At 74.6% G+C, this 14,462-nt stretch carries 10 protein-coding genes; 5 read left to right on the top strand and 5 right to left on the bottom strand.

The window, feature by feature from the left end; genetic code table 11:
• The first annotated feature begins 428 nt into the window (after window positions 1-428).
• Window positions 429-878 (top strand): PTS sugar transporter subunit IIA, encoded by a 450-nt coding sequence (locus ABZ479_RS20680; RefSeq protein WP_500462944.1) that lies wholly within the window; start codon window positions 429-431, stop codon window positions 876-878.
• Window positions 879-958: 80 nt separating this feature from the next.
• The gene (gene ptsP / locus ABZ479_RS20685) at window positions 959-2,629 is read left to right on the top strand and encodes a phosphoenolpyruvate--protein phosphotransferase (RefSeq protein WP_500462945.1); all 1,671 of its coding nucleotides are present in this window, start codon (window positions 959-961) and stop codon (window positions 2,627-2,629) included.
• Window positions 2,630-2,722: 93 nt separating this feature from the next.
• Here the strand turns inward: ptsP and ABZ479_RS20690 are convergent, their stop codons facing one another.
• Complete coding sequence (locus ABZ479_RS20690) at window positions 2,723-3,658, bottom strand: DUF8829 domain-containing protein (protein WP_500462946.1); 936 nt, start codon at window positions 3,656-3,658, stop codon at window positions 2,723-2,725.
• Window positions 3,659-3,690: 32 nt separating this feature from the next.
• A complete protein-coding gene (locus ABZ479_RS20695; protein ID WP_500462947.1) occupies window positions 3,691-5,040 on the bottom strand; it encodes an MFS transporter in 1,350 nt (449 codons plus the stop codon).
• Between the two features lie 47 nt (window positions 5,041-5,087).
• Between ABZ479_RS20695 and ABZ479_RS20700 the strand changes: the two genes are divergently transcribed.
• Window positions 5,088-6,410: an aminotransferase class I/II-fold pyridoxal phosphate-dependent enzyme gene (locus tag ABZ479_RS20700; protein WP_500462948.1), complete on the top strand. Its 1,323-nt coding sequence runs from the start codon at window positions 5,088-5,090 to the stop codon at window positions 6,408-6,410.
• A gap of 30 nt (window positions 6,411-6,440) precedes the next feature.
• On the opposite strand, the gene ABZ479_RS20705 is transcribed toward ABZ479_RS20700, so the two are convergent.
• Complete coding sequence (locus ABZ479_RS20705) at window positions 6,441-8,456, bottom strand: acetoacetate--CoA ligase (RefSeq protein WP_500462949.1); 2,016 nt, start codon at window positions 8,454-8,456, stop codon at window positions 6,441-6,443.
• Window positions 8,457-8,676: 220 nt separating this feature from the next.
• On the opposite strand from ABZ479_RS20705, the gene ABZ479_RS20710 reads away from it, so the two are divergent.
• Window positions 8,677-11,031, top strand: coding sequence for a glycoside hydrolase family 31 protein (locus ABZ479_RS20710; protein WP_500462950.1), 2,355 nt, complete (start codon window positions 8,677-8,679; stop codon window positions 11,029-11,031).
• Between the two features lie 77 nt (window positions 11,032-11,108).
• On the opposite strand, the gene ABZ479_RS20715 is transcribed toward ABZ479_RS20710, so the two are convergent.
• Entirely contained in the window at window positions 11,109-11,618 is a 510-nt protein-coding gene (locus ABZ479_RS20715) for an NUDIX domain-containing protein (RefSeq protein WP_500462951.1), read from the bottom strand.
• Window positions 11,619-11,734: 116 nt separating this feature from the next.
• On the opposite strand from ABZ479_RS20715, the gene ABZ479_RS20720 reads away from it, so the two are divergent.
• Window positions 11,735-13,213, top strand: a complete 1,479-nt coding sequence (locus ABZ479_RS20720) for a VWA domain-containing protein (protein WP_500462952.1) — start codon at window positions 11,735-11,737, stop codon at window positions 13,211-13,213.
• Here the strand turns inward: ABZ479_RS20720 and ABZ479_RS20725 are convergent.
• Window positions 13,144-14,451 carry an adenylosuccinate synthetase gene (locus ABZ479_RS20725; RefSeq protein WP_500462953.1) on the bottom strand — a complete coding sequence of 436 codons (1,308 nt, stop codon included), beginning with the start codon at window positions 14,449-14,451 and terminating at the stop codon, window positions 13,144-13,146. The two genes, ABZ479_RS20720 and ABZ479_RS20725, sit on opposite strands and share 70 nt — an antisense overlap.
• Between the last annotated feature and the right edge of the window lie 11 nt (window positions 14,452-14,462).

The following is a 14,462-nucleotide window of genomic DNA, read 5'->3' on the forward strand; positions in this document are numbered from 1 at the left end:
ACCGAATGGCCCGGAGACGGGGTATCAACATATCTGGCGTTGACTTTTGGCACGCTGTTGAGTTCTCAAGGAACGGAAGCTTCCTTCGAGACCGTCTCACCGGCCCCTCCGGGCTTTCCCTTCGTTGTCACCAGCTTATCAGACTCTTTCGGGCCCGATTCCCGCCGGCGGGGATCTCCTGCTTTTCCTTCTTTTGCGTTCCGGCCTTTCGGCTTTCGCGCTCTCCGACTTTAGCAGATGCTTTCCGTCGGATTTACCGGCCGCTGAGAGGACGCACGTCTCCGTGGCGTTCTCGTCGCGGGGTTGACCCAAGGTACTGGAGGGCCCCGGTCGGAGCAAATCCGGGGTGGCGTGCGGTGCCGCGGTGTGCCGCGGTCCGAGGGGGTGGCAGACTGAGTGGTCTGGACCACTTGCTGGGAGGCTTCATCATGACGACTGTCTCGTCGCCCCTGACCGGGCGCGTCATCGGTCTGGCCGCGGTGCCGGACCCCGTGTTCTCGGGCGCCATGGTGGGGCCCGGCACGGCGATCGATCCCGTGCGCGAGCCGGCGGTGGCGGTGTCCCCGGTGGACGGCGTGGTCGTGTCCCTGCACGCGCACGCGTTCGTCGTGGTGGACGCGGACGGGCACGGGGTGCTGACCCACCTCGGCATCGACACCGTGCAGCTCAACGGCGAGGGCTTCGAGGTCCTCGTCAACAAGGGCGACACCGTGGCGCGCGGCCAGGAGATGGTCCGCTGGGACCCCGCGGCGGTCGAGGCCGCCGGCAAGTCGCCCGTGTGCCCGGTGGTGGCGCTGGAGGCGGCGGCCGAGGCGCTGACCGGCCTCGTCGAGGACGGAGAGGTGACCACCGGGGCCACCCTCTTCTCCTGGACGTAGCCTTTTCGGCAAGGCCACTCCTGACGCAAACACACAGGCAACGCGGTCGCCAGCGTCCGCGACAACCGGAGACGGGTGAGATGGAGACAACGCTGCGAGGCGTCGGTGTCAGCCACGGCGTGGCGATCGGCGAGGTACGGCACATGGGAACCGCGGTTCTCGAGCCCCCGGCCAAGCAGATTCCGGCCGACGAGGCGCCGCGCGAGCAGGCCCGGGCGCGACAGGCGGTCGACGCGGTGGCCAACGACCTCATCGCGCGCGGCAACCTGGCGGGTGGCGAGGCGCAGGCGGTGCTGGAGGCCCAGGCGCTGATGGCGCAGGACCCCGAGCTGATGGCCGACGTGGAGCGCCGCATCGCGGTGGGCAGCTCGGCGGAGCGCGCGGTGTACGACGCCTTCGCCTCCTACCGGGCGCTGCTCGCCAACGCGGGCGAGTACCTGGCAGGACGGGTCGCCGACCTGGACGACGTCCGCAACCGGATCGTGGCGCGGCTGCTCGGGGTGCCGATGCCGGGCGTCCCGGACAGCGACGAGCCGTATGTGCTGATCGCGCGGGACCTGGCGCCGGCGGACACCGCTCTGCTCGACCCCTCGCTGGTGCTCGGTTTCGTGACCGAGGAGGGCGGCCCGACCAGCCACAGCGCGATCCTCGCGCGTGCGCTGGGGGTGCCCGCGGTGGTGGCGCTACCGGGTGCCACGGAGCTCGCGGAGGGCACGGTCATCGCCGTGGACGGCAGCACCGGCGACATCTACGTCGACCCGGGCAAGGACCGGCGGGCCGAGCTGGCGAAGGCCGCGGAGGAGCGCAGGGCGGCGCTCGCCGCGACCTCCGGCCCCGGTGCGACCTCGGACGGGCACAAGGTGCCGCTGCTGGCGAACGTCGGCGGGCCCGCGGACGTCGAGGCCGCCGTGAAGGCGGGCGCGGAGGGCGTGGGCCTGTTCCGCACGGAGTTCCTGTTCCTGGACGACTCGAAGAACGCGCCGTCGCAGGAGAAGCAGGTCGAGGCGTACCGGCGGGTGCTGGAGGCGTTCCCCGAGGGCCGGGTCGTGGTCCGGGTGCTGGACGCGGGGGCCGACAAGCCGCTGGAGTTCCTGACGCCGGCGGACGAGCCGAACCCTGCGCTGGGCGTGCGGGGTCTGCGGACGCTGCTCGCGCACCCCGATGTGCTGCACACGCAGCTGCGGGCGCTCGCCCTGGCCGCCGAGGGCCTGCCGGTGTACCTCGAGGTCATGGCGCCCATGGTGGCGGACCGCGTCGACGCCAAGGCGTTCGCGGACGCGTGCCGGGAGGCGGGGCTGCACGCGAAGTTCGGCGCGATGGTGGAGATCCCGTCGGCGGCGCTGCGGGCGCGTTCGATCCTGCAGGAGGTCGAGTTCCTGTCGCTGGGGACGAACGACCTGGCGCAGTACACCTTCGCGGCGGACCGCCAGGTGGGTTCGGTGTCGCGGCTGCAGGATCCGTGGCAGCCGGCGCTGCTGGACCTGGTGGCCGCGGCGGCCGACGCCGCGCGGGCCGAGGGCAAGAGCTGCGGTGTGTGCGGTGAGGCGGCCTCCGATCCGCTGCTGGCGTGTGTGCTGACGGGTCTGGGCGTGACCAGCCTGTCGATGGGCTCGGCGTCGATCCCCTACGTGCGGGCGACGCTGGCGAAGTACACGCTGGCGCAGTGCGAGCGTGCGGCGGCGGCCGCGCGGGCGACCGACACGGCCGACGAGGCGCGGCGCGCGGCGCAGGCGGTGCTGTCCGGGGAGTGAGCGCTTCCCGTCTCCCGAGGGGCGTCCCACCGGTGGTGGGGCGCCCCTCGGCGTTCCGGGCCGGGTCGTGCACGGCCGTACCGCGCGCCGTGCTCAGTCGTCGTCATCCGGTGGTGGGAGGACGAATCCCGGCCGGTGGACGACGCCGGGCTCCGGGGGTACGGGGTCGCCGGACTCGGCGTCGGTGCAGTAGGCGTTGAAGACCTGTGCCTCGGTGAGGGGCCGCAGCCAGCCGTCGCGCAGGGTCCAGCCGCGGACCTCGTCCGGACGCTCCGGTGGGGGCTGCCCGGTGCCCGCGCCGCTGCGCAGGACGACGCCGCCGGGGCTGTCCTCGGCGAACCCGGCGGCGAGGACGGTGCAGCAGACCAGGGCCTCGGCCTCCACGAGGTGGACCATGCCCTGTTCGTCGCAGCGGGCGTGCAGGGCGGCGAGGAGCGTGGTGCCGTCGGCGGGGACGCTGCACACGAGGTGGTGGTGGCCCGGCCCGGCGGCCTCCAGCAGGCGCATCAGTGCCTGGGAGGCGCGTTCGAAGGAGGTGCGGGCGAGGTCGTCGCCGCAGCCCGCGCAGTCCCCGGCGCCGGCCAGGATGCCGGAGGCCCGTTCCCAGGTGGCCTGGCGGCCGGCCTCGTACTCGAGCTCGGTGACGAGGAGTTCCAGGGGTTGCCCGGTGTAGGGGACGGTGGGTCCGGACGTGGTGACGTCGGCCGCGTAGCGCGTGCGGGAGCGTGAACTGTCGGGTTCGTGGCCGGTGTCGGCGCAGTACTCGGCGTACTCGGCCGGGTCGAAGGGGCCGACGCGCACGTGGACGCCGCGGGAGGAGAGCGAGCGCAGCAGGCCCTCGACCTGCCGCAGGTAGCCCGGGTGGTCGTCGAAGGTGAAGCTGCGGTAGCCGCGCATGGCGGCGAAGTCCGCGGGGTCGGTGAGGACGGCGACGGTGGTCGGGGACTCGCGGCGCAGGGTGCGGCGGCCGCTCCTCGCGGCGCGGCGGGCGGGGCGGGTGCTCTGCTTGCGGTGCTTGGTGTGTGCCATGACGGCTCCCCCCTCGGTACGGCGGTCAACTGTCACCCACCGTAATCGCCGCCACTGACAGTGACCGTACCGTCCGGAGCGGCGGGGGTCCGCGGGGCCGCGGGTGCGGGACGTTCCAGGGCGTCCAGCCGGTCCAGGCGGCGGCGTACGAGGGTGCGCTGGCCGACGGACACGGCCGCGAGCCCGGCGCCGAGGCCCAGCCAGCCGAGCGGCCCCGCGGCCATGACGGCGGAGGTGAGCAGGACCGGTCCCGCCGCACGCTGGGCCGACTGCGCGAGTCCGTGGACGCCGAGGTACGCGCCCTGGGAGCGGCCGGGGGCGAGTGCGAGGGACAGTTCCCAGGAGATCGCGGCGTGGACGATCTCGGCGGCGGTGAACGCCGTGGCGGCGACGACGAGGGCGACGACGGCGGTGCCCGCCGAGTCCGTGGCCGAGAGGGCCATGGCGCCTCCCGCGACGAGGAAGGCGACGCCGAGCAGCGGCAGTGAGGCGGCGGCCCTGCGCGGCTGTTCGCCGAGCCGGCTGAGGCGGACCTGGAAGAGCACGACGAGCACGTTGTTGAGCACGAAGAGCAGGGCGACGAGGCTGTGCGGCGCGGCGGTCGCGGTGGCGATCCACAGCGGCAGGCCGACGTTGAGCGCCGTGTCGTCGAGGAACAGCAGGGTCTCGGTCGCGGTGTACGCGAGGTAGCCGCGGTCGCGCCAGGGGCTGGTGGCCGGGGCCTTGCTCAGGGCCGGTCCGCCGTCGCCGGCGGTGCCCGCGCCGGCCACCACGCGTGCGGCGGACGGGGGTTCGGCGCAGCGCAGGACGAGCAGGGCGGCGCCGGCGAAGGACAGGGCGTCCCCGATGAGCATGGCGCGGTAGGCCGTGTCGGTGCCGAGGGCCAGGGCGACGGCGGCGGCGAGGCCGCCGATGCCGAAGCCGATGTTCACGACGGTGCGCTGGAGGGCCTGGTAGCGGACGCGGTCCGGGCCGGCGACGCGGGCGGCGTAGAGCTTGGTGAGGACGGAGGCGGCGCGGTCGCCGAGGCTGCCGAGCGCGGCGATCGGGAGCAGCAGCCAGAAGGCGCCGGTGAGCAGGATGCCGACGGCGGCCGCGGCGCGCAGGGCGTGGACGGCGGGGAGCAGTCGGGTGAGCGGGACGTGGTCGGCGACGCGGCCCGCGACGGGGGTGCCCGCGACCCCGACGGCTCCTGCGACGCCGAGCAGGAGGCCGATCTCGTGCGGGGCGAGTCCGGCGACGTAGGTGTAGTAGAGCGCCGAAGTGCCGTACCAGAGGCCGGATCCGGCCTTGTCGGTGAGGCTCACCCAGAGCATGCGGCGGCCGTCGGGGCCGCCCGGTACGAGGTCCTCGATGTCGCTGCGGCTGCGAGGGATCCGCATGTACTGCCCCCTTGACCCGAAGTTTGTATTGATACAGACTTGCGAATGTGGCAGCACAATATGCGATCAGTGGTACGACCGCCAAGGGCATTGCCGCGTCCGTCGAACGGGGCGTGGCCGAAGGGGCGTTGCCCCCCGGGGCCGCGCTCCCGCCGGTGCGGGCGCTGGCCGAGCGTCTGGGGATCAGCCCCGGCACGGTGGCGACCGCCTACAAGGAGCTGCGGCGGCGCGGGATCGTCGTCACCCGCGGGCGGGGCGGCACCGTCGTCGCGGAGGCGCCGGCGGTGGCGTCCAGGAGGCCGCCGAAGGTGCCCGCGGGACTGCGGGACCTGGCGGGCGGCCATCCGGACCCGGCGTTCCTCCCGGAGCTGCCGCGGTCGGTGCGCGTGACGCCCGGGGCGTGCTCGCACCGGTCGGCGCCGCGCCTTCCCGAACTGGAGGCGCTGACCCGGGCGTGGTTCGACCGCGACGGGGTGCCGGCGCGGGACGTGACCTTCGCGCACGGCGCCCTCGACTGCGTGGGTCGGCTGCTCTCCGTCGAACTGCGGCCGGGCGACGCCGTGGCGATGGAGGACCCGGGCTACCACCACCTGCTCGACCTGGTGCCCGCGCTGGGGCTGCGGATGGTGCCCGTCGCGGTGGACGACGAGGGCATGCGGCCCGACGCGCTGCGCGACGCGCTGCGGGCCGGGGCCCGTGCGGTGGTGTGCAGTCCGCGCTCCCAGAACCCGTACGGCGGGTGCTTCTCGCCCGAGCGACGGGACGCGCTGGTCGAGGTGCTGCAGGAGGCGCCCGACGTGCTCGTCGTGGAGAACGACCACGCCGCGGAGATCGCCGGTGTGCCGCTGAACAGCCTGACGTCGGGGGGTGCGCTGCCGCGCTGGGCACAGGTGCGCACCGTCACCAAGTACCTGGGCACGGACCTGCGGTGGGCGGCCCTGGCCTGCGACCCGACGACGCTGGCGCGGCACGACGGGCGGCTGCTGCTCACCTCGGGGTGGGTCAGTCATGTGCTGCAGGGGATGGCCGCGCGGCTGATGACGGACGCGGCGGCGCGGCTGCTGGTGGACGCCGCGCGGGACGCGTACACGGAGCGGCGGGAGGCGCTCGTCGCGGAGCTCGGTGGGCACGGCATCGCCGCGCACGGGGCCAGCGGGCTGAACGTGTGGGTACCGGTGCGGGACGAGGCGGCGGTGGTGAACGGCCTGCGCTCGCGCGGGTGGTGGGTGGCGGCGGGGGCGAGGTTCCGGCTCGCGGCGGGGCCCGGGGTGCGGATCACGACCGCCGGGCTGCGGCCCGCCGAGGCGGCAGCCCTGGCCGCCGACTTCGCCGGCGTCCTCGGCGAGTTCGGCGCGACCTACGGGGGGTGAGGCAGGGCCCGCGGCACCCCCCGCGGGCGGTCAGCCTCGGGTGCGGGCCAGGTCCTCGTAGAACCGCAGCAGCCGCACGTCGTCGACGGAGCCGGGGTTGACGGCCTTGTCCATCGGCGTGCCCTGCAGCAGCTTCTTCACCGGGACCTCGATGCGCTTGCCGGTGAGGGTGTGCGGGATGCCGGGGACCGGGATGATCTCGTCCGGGACGTGGCGCGGCGAGAGCTGTTCGCGGATCGTGCGCTTGACCTTGTCGCGCAGGGCGTCGTCGAGGACCGCGCCCTCGGCGAGCTGCACGAACAGCGGCATCCAGTAGCCGCCGTCGGCCTGTTCGACACCGATGACCAGCGACTCGCGGATCTCCGGGAGCCGTTCGACGGCCTCGTAGATGTCGGCGGAGCCCATGCGGACGCCCTGCCGGTTGAGGGTGGAGTCGGAACGGCCGTGGATGACGACGGTGCCGCGCGAGGTCAGGGTGATCCAGTCGCCGTGCCGCCAGACGCCGGGGAACATCTCGAAGTAGCTGTCCCGGTAGCGGCTGCCGTCGGGGTCGTTCCAGAAGTGGATCGGCATCGACGGCATGGGGTTGGTGACGACCAGTTCGCCGACCTCGTCGGTGACCGGCTTGCCGTACGGGTCCCAGGCCTGCAGGTCGGTGCCGAGGCAGGGGGCCTGGAGCTCGCCGATGTACACCGGGAGGGTCGGGACGCCGCCCGCGAAGCAGCTGCACACGTCGGTGCCGCCGCTGACGGAGGCGATCCACAGGTCCTCCTTGACCTCGTCGTGGATCCAGCGGAAGCCGTCCGGCGGGAGCGGGGAGCCGGTGGTGGCCACGCAGCTGACCGCCGACAGGTCGTGGTCGCGGCCGGGCTGGACGCCGGCCTTGCGGCAGGCGATGACGTACGCGGCGGAGGTGCCGAAGACGGTGGTGCCGGTGCGCTCGGCCACGCCCCACTGGGCGCCGGTGTCGGGGAAGCCGGGGCTGCCGTCGTAGAGGACGATCGTGGAGCCCGCGAGCAGGCCGCCGACGAGGAAGTTCCACATCATCCAGCCGGTGGAGGTGTACCAGAAGAAACGGTCCCGCGGCCCGAGGTCGAGGTGCAGGCCGGTCTGCTTGAGGTGCTCCAGCAGGATGCCGCCCTGGGACTGGACGATGGCCTTGGGCAGGCCCGTCGTACCGGAGGAGTAGAGCACCCACAGCGGGTGGTCGAAGGAGACCTGCTCGTACACCGGCTCGGGGTCGCCGGAGACCAGGGACTCCCACTCCAGGGCGCCCTCGGGGGCGGGCGTGCCCAGCAGCGGGATGTGCACGACGGCCCGCAGCGAGGGCAGTTCGGCGCGCAGCTCGGCGACGACGTCGGTGCGGTCGTGCTCCTTGCCGCCGTAGCGGTAGCCGTCGACGGTGAACAGGACGACGGGCTCGACCTGCTGGAAGCGGTCCAGCACGCTGCGCGCGCCGAAGTCCGGGGCGCAGGACGTCCACACGCCGCCCACGGCGGCGGTGGCCAGCAGGGCGACCACGGCCTGGGGGACGTTGGGCAGGTAGCCGCTGACCCGGTCGCCGGGGCGGACGCCGAGGACGCGCAGCTCGTGGGCGAGCGAGGCGACCTGGCGGCGCAGTTCGCCCCAGCCGATGGCGCCGATCTCGTGGCGCTCGTCGAGGTGGAGGAGGGCGGGCTCACCGGCCCTCGCCGCGTCGCCGGCGGGGCGCAGGGCGTGCTCGGCGTAGTTGAGGGTGGCCCCGGGGAACCACTTCGCGCCGGGCATGGAGGCGTCGGCGAGGACGGTCTCGTACGGCGTGGAGAAGCGCACGTCGAACCACTCGACGACGGACCGCCAGAAGGTCTCGCTCTCGCGCACCGACCACGCGTGCAGCGCCTGGTAGCCGGCGACGGGGTCGGCGGGATCGGGCGCGGGCGCCCCGTGGTGCTCGGCCGCCCAGGCCTGGAAGCGGGTCACCTGGGCACCGGATACCCGGTCCGGTCCGGGCTGCCAGAGGGGCTGCTCGGTCACCGGGTCGTCGGTGGGCTCAGGTGTGGTGCTCATGGGGCGGCTCCCGGACGGTACGCGACGCTGCGTGATGTGCGGCTGGACCCCGGCCGGGCGGAATGTCCCCGGTCGCGGCTGGGCAGGACGATGCCACGTGATCGTCTCCGGCGCCAGGGCACCCCCCACACATTCGGGGGTGCGAGCATGTGCCCGGCCGCCAGGTGGAAGGTGGCCGGCCGGCGGCGGGGCGGGCGGGAACGGTGAAAGGGTGGGGCTTATGGATGCTCGGGACCTGGTGCGACAGGTACGGCAGGTCGGATCGGCGAACGGGCTGAGGGCGGTGCGCGCGGCATGGCGCCGGCAGCGCACGGACGCGCGGGACCTCCCGCGGCGGGGACCGGAGCGGGCGCGGGTGCCGGGTCCCGCCGGGGGCGCGGACCCGCTGCCGGGCGGCGGGCTGGTGCGCTTCGCCCGCTCGACCCTGCGGGTGCGGGTCGCGACGGGCGGCGCGGTGTTCTGCGGCTGGGACGGTGCCGAGCCCGAGCCCTCGTACGCGCTGGACGGCGGCTGCCCCGACGCCGACACACGGGCCGTCATCGAGCCCGACAAGGACGGCTGGCGGGTGGTGTCGGAGCGGATCACGGTGCTGGTCTCCCGGCACGGCGCGGTGGAGTTCCGCACCCCGGGGGGCGTGCTGCTGCGGCGCGACCTGCCGCCGCGCTGGTGGGACCCGGTGAACCGGGCGGAGGGCGCGGAACCGCGCTGGGTGCAGCGCTCGGAGACGGCCGCGGACGCGGCCGTGTTCGGGCTCGGCGGGCGGGCCTCGGGGCCGCGGCTGGGCGAGGGCACCTACCGGCTGTGGAACACCGACCCCGGCGGCGCCTTCGAGCCGGAGACCGATCCCCTCTACATCACCATGCCGCTGCAGCTGGTCGTCGCCGACGCGGGCAGCCACCTGGTCTTCCACGACAACACCTGGGACGGCCGGGTCACCCTGCGCGAGGGCGAGGAGGGCGCGGGCTCCGGCCACGACCGCCCGGGCGGCTGCGAGACGCGGATGGACGGCGGCCCGCTGCGCTACTGGGTGATCCCCGGCACACCCGCACGGATCCTGTCCTCCTGGACGGCGCTGACCGGCCGGCCGGCCCTGCCGCCGCGCTGGGCGCTGGGGTACCAGCACTCCCGCTGGGGCTTCGGCACGGCGGCGGAGGTGCGGCGGGTCGCGGCGGGCTACCGGGAGCGCGAACTGCCGCTGTCGGCGCTGCACCTGGACATCGACCACTACGACGGCCACCGGGTCTTCACCGTCGACCGGGAACGCTTCCCCGACCTGCCCGCGCTCGCCGAGGAGCTGCGGGGGCAGGGGGTGCGCCTGGTGTCGATCGTCGACCCGGCGGTGAAGCTGGAACCGGGCAACCCCGTCCACGACAGCGGCGCGGCCGCCGACGCCTTCGTACGGGACGCGCAGGGCCGCACGGTGCACGGGGTGGTGTGGCCGGGCGACGCGGTCTTCCCGGACTTCACCGACCCGCGGGTGCGCAAGTGGTGGGGCGGCCTCTACGCCGAACGCCTCACGCAGGGCTTCGCCGGGGTGTGGCACGACATGAACGAGCCGGTCTCCTTCGCGGCGTTCGGGGACACCACCCTGCCCCGATCCGCCCGGCACGCCCTGGAGGGCCGCGGCGGCGACCACCGCGAGGCGCACAACGTGTACGCGCTGGCCATGGCCCGGGCCGGCCACGAGGGGCTGCGCGAACTGCGCCCCGGCTCCCGGCCGTTCCTGTTCTCCCGCTCCGGGTGGGCGGGCATGCAGCGGTACGGCGGCACGTGGTCGGGCGACGTGTCGACCGGCTGGCCCGGGCTGCGCTCCTCGCTGGCACTGGTGCTGGGGCTGGGCCTGTGCGGGGTGCCCTACTCGGGGCCGGACGTCGGCGGCTTCACCGGGAGCCCGTCGCCGGAGCTGTACCTGCGCTGGTTCCAGATGGCCGCGTACTTCCCGTTCTTCCGCACGCACTCGGCGATCGACGCCGGGCACCGCGAGCCGTGGGAGTTCGGGCCGCAGGTGCTGGCGGCGGCCGGCGCGGCGATGCGCGAGCGCGAGCGGCTCATGCCGTACCTGTACACGCTGGCGCACATCACGCGGAGTTCGGGCGCGCCCTATGTGCGGCCGCTGTGGTGGGGCGATCCGGAGGACCGCAAGCTCCGTGCCTGCTCGGACGCCTTCCTGCTGGGCGACGCACTGCTGGTGGCGCCGGTGATGGAACGAGGGGCGACGGAACGGGCGGTGCGGCTGCCCCGGGGCCTGTGGTACGACACCGCTACCGGGGAGGCGTACCAGGGGCCCGGGCAGGTGCTGTTGCCCGCACCCTTGGAGCGCGTCCCGGTGCTGGCGAGGGCCGGCGCCGTCGTGCCGGTGGCGGAGGAGGACGGCACGGTGGCCCTGGAGGTGTGGGCGCCGCCGCCCGGGCGCGGCGGGGGCGGCACCTTGGTGACGGACGCCGGGGACGGCTGGGCGGACCCGCGCGTGGAGCGCTTCACCTCACGGGTGGTGGACGGTGAGGTGGTCGTCGTGCGCGAGGAGGGTGACGACGTGGGGTACCGGGTGCGGGTGCGCGGTACCGCCGTCCGGTAGGCCGGTTCGGTGGCGGCGGGTTCAGTGCGGCGGCTCAGTAGCGGCGGGTTCGGTGGCGGCGGCTCAGTAGCGGCGGTTCAGTAGCGGCCGCCGAACCAGTTGCGGACCGCCTCGGTGTGCAGCGGGAACGCCAGCTCCGCGGGGGCGAGGAGGATCTCCCGGCCGTCGGTCTCGTCGGTGGCGACGGCGGGCGGGAGCTCCTCGGCGGCGCGCTCCGGCAGGAGGCCGAAGACCAGCAGGTGCCCGGTGTCGCCGCTGAGGGCGTCCGCGAGCCGTACGTCGGCGGCGGCGGCCTTGATGCCGGTCTCCTCGTCGAGTTCGCGGACCACGGCCTCCTGCCACGTCTCGCCGAGGTCCACGAAACCGCCGGGAAGGGCAAGCAGTCCGCGCCGCGGCTCGATGGACCGGCGGATGACGGCCAGGCCGGTGCCGTCACCGGTGCGGACCGGGAGCAGCGCAATGGCGACGGGGAGCGGATTGCGGTACGCGACGCCACCACAGGCGGCGCAGGTGCGCGGCCATCCCGCGCCGGGGGCGAACTCCGTACCGCAGTAGGAGCAGTGGCTGTCCTTCTGACGAGTGGTCACGCGCGGACTGTAGCGGACGGTGTGCGGGGAGCCGGCCGGGCCGGCACGGCCGCGCGGGCACGAGGGTCGTGCGGAGCCCTGTCCGTCGCGGTGGGTGAGGGGGCACACTGGCGTCCGTGACACCCGAATCCCTCGGAAAAGGCGCCAATCTGCCGGTTCCCGTGCCCGCCGTCCGGGCCGTGCTCGACTGGACCGCGGGTCCCGGCGTGCCCGACGTCGACGCCTCGGCGCTGCTGCTGACCGGCGACGGACGGGTCCGTTCGGACGCCGACTTCGTCTTCTACAACCAGCCCGCGCACGCCTCCGGCGCCGTGCGGCACGCCGGCAAGCAGGCGGCGGGCCCCGGGCAGGCCTCGGACGCGCTCGACGTCGACCTGGCCCGGGTCGAGCCGGCGGTCGAGCGGATCGTGCTGTGCGCCTCGGCGGACGGCGGCACCTTCGGGCAGGTTCCGGGGTTGCGGCTGCGTTTGCTGGACGCCCGCAACGGGGCCGAGATCGCGCGGTTCGACATGCAGGCGACCACGGAGACGGCGTTCCTGGGCGGCGAGCTGTACCGGCGCAGCGGGGTCTGGAAGTTCCGTGCCGTCGGTCAGGGCTGGAACTCCGGACTGGCCGGGCTGGCCACGGACTTCGGGATCACCGTCGAGGTGCCGCAGCCGCCCGCGGCACCCGTCGCAGCTCAGGCTCCGCCGCCCGTCCAGCCCCAACCCCAGTACCCACGGCCCGCGTTGCCCGTGACGGTGCCCCCGCCCCCTCCCCCGCCGCCGTTCCCCTACCCGTCGGCTCCCCAGCCCCAGCCCCAGCCGCAGCCCCAGCCGCCCCCACGGCTCACCAAGGGCGAGGAGCAACTGCCGCCCGACATGCGCGAACGGCTGAGCCTGCGCAAGGAGCAGGTCGCCGTCAGCCTGCGCAAACACGGGGCGGCGGGCGTCGTGGCGCGCGTGATCCTCGTCCTGGACGCCTCGGGCTCGATGAGCGGCCTGTACGCCCGCGGGGTCGTCGCCGACGTGGTCGAGCGCATGGCGGCGGTCGCGGCGCAACTGGACGACGACGGCGACATGCAGGCATGGACCTTCGCCTCGCACCCGGCGCGCCTGCCGGACCTGCGGATCGCGGAGCTCCCGCTGTGGCTGCGGCTGCACGTCCGGGTCGGGGAGCTGAGCCTGTTCGGCCGCCCGAAGAAGCCCCGGCACGGGCTCGCGCCGGGGCAGGTCGACATGCGGTTCGTCGGCATCCAGAACGAGGAGCAGAAGGTCATCGCCGAGGTCCGGGGGTTCGTGCGGGCCTACCCGACGGCGGTGCCGACGCTCGTGCTGTTCTTCTCCGACGGGGGCGTCTACCGCAACGCCCAGATCGAGCAGCAGTTGCGGGAGGCGGTGGAGGAACCGGTGTTCTGGCAGTTCGTCGGTCTGGGCCGGGCCAACTACGGGGTGCTGGAGCGTTTCGACACCCTGCCGGGCCGGCGCGTGGACAACGTCGGGTTCTTCGCCGTGGACGACATCGCCACCGTGCCCGACGCGGAGCTCTACGACCGGCTCCTCTCGGAGTTCCCCTCCTGGATCACGGCCGCGCGGCAGGCCGGGATCCTGCGCTGAACCTCCCGCTTGTCGGCGGCCGTCGGGCCGTGGGACTCCAGCACGACCGGAGCGCCCAGGGCCTCGCCGACCGCCTCGGTCCAGGCGGCCGGGTCGGGGCCCGGCACGTCCCAGCGGGCCGGACGGGCCTTCAGCAGGCGTTCGGTGAGGGCGGCCTGGCGGGCCAGGTCCCCGGGCGGGCCGGTGGGCAGCCGCGTCTCGCCGGTGTCGTACGCGCGGACCAGCCGCAGCCACGGGACGCGGCGCGGGGCGTCGAGGTGGGTGACGGCGAGGGCGTCCACGCCCCCGCAGACGTCGACGGCGTAGCGGTGGGCGACGGCGTCGAAGTGGCCGGTGCGGAACGCGCCCTGCCAGCGGCCGTCACCGTTGTGCGGTTCGGGCAGCAGGGGGGCGAGCTCCCGGTCCTCGGTGACGTGCGGTCCGGGGCCGTGCCGGGTGGTGTACGTCCGTACGACGCCGAGCCGGCGGGCCTCCTGCCCGGCCTCCGTCAGCAGGGCCTCGGCGCCCTCGAACGTGGTCGTGGACCAGGTGGTGTACGGGTGGAAGCCGTGCCACTCGTCCAGGAGCACGCCCTGGGCGCCCTCCAGGACGACGGCGCCCTCGCGCAGGACGCGGGCGAGGTGGCCGTCCGCGGTGAGGGTGACGGCACGGGCGAAGGCCGTGAAGGCGTCGGCGCAGTCCTCGGGCGGGGGTGCGGGCAGCCGTCGCCCGAACTCGTCCGCCAGGCGATCGCGCAGCAGGCGGAGCTTGCGCAACAGCCGGGGGCGTGAGGCGCAGTCCCCCGCGGTGGGGGCGTCCCCGGGGTGGGCGAGGGCGTAGGCGGCGGTCTCGCCGATGCCGATGCCGCACGAACCGTGGCGGGCCGCGCCCCGGGCCTGCTCCCGCAGCCGGTTGGCGGCGGCGTGGTACGGCGTCGTCAGGCGCGCCTCGCGGTCGACGTTGAGCAGCGCGTACGGCGCGGGGACCCCGAGGGCGGCGAGGTGGTCGGCCTCGGCGGCCAGCGCGAGCGGGTCCACCAGCATGGAGCGGGACAGGTGGGTGGGGACGCCCTGGAGGGTGCCGGAGCCGAACTGGGCGAAGGTGTGGTGGCGTCCGTCGGTGGTGACGACGTTGTGCGCCGCTTGGGCTCCGCCGTTGAAGCGGACGACCGCGCGGACCGGCCCGCTCGCGCAGAGCCGGTCCACGACGGTGCCCTTGCCGGCGTCGCCGTAGCCGAGGTCGACGACGATGGTGTGCACGGGGTCCTCCG

The organism is Streptomyces sp. NPDC005722, assembly GCF_040630935.1.
Classification (GTDB): Bacteria; Actinomycetota; Actinomycetes; order Streptomycetales; family Streptomycetaceae; genus Actinacidiphila.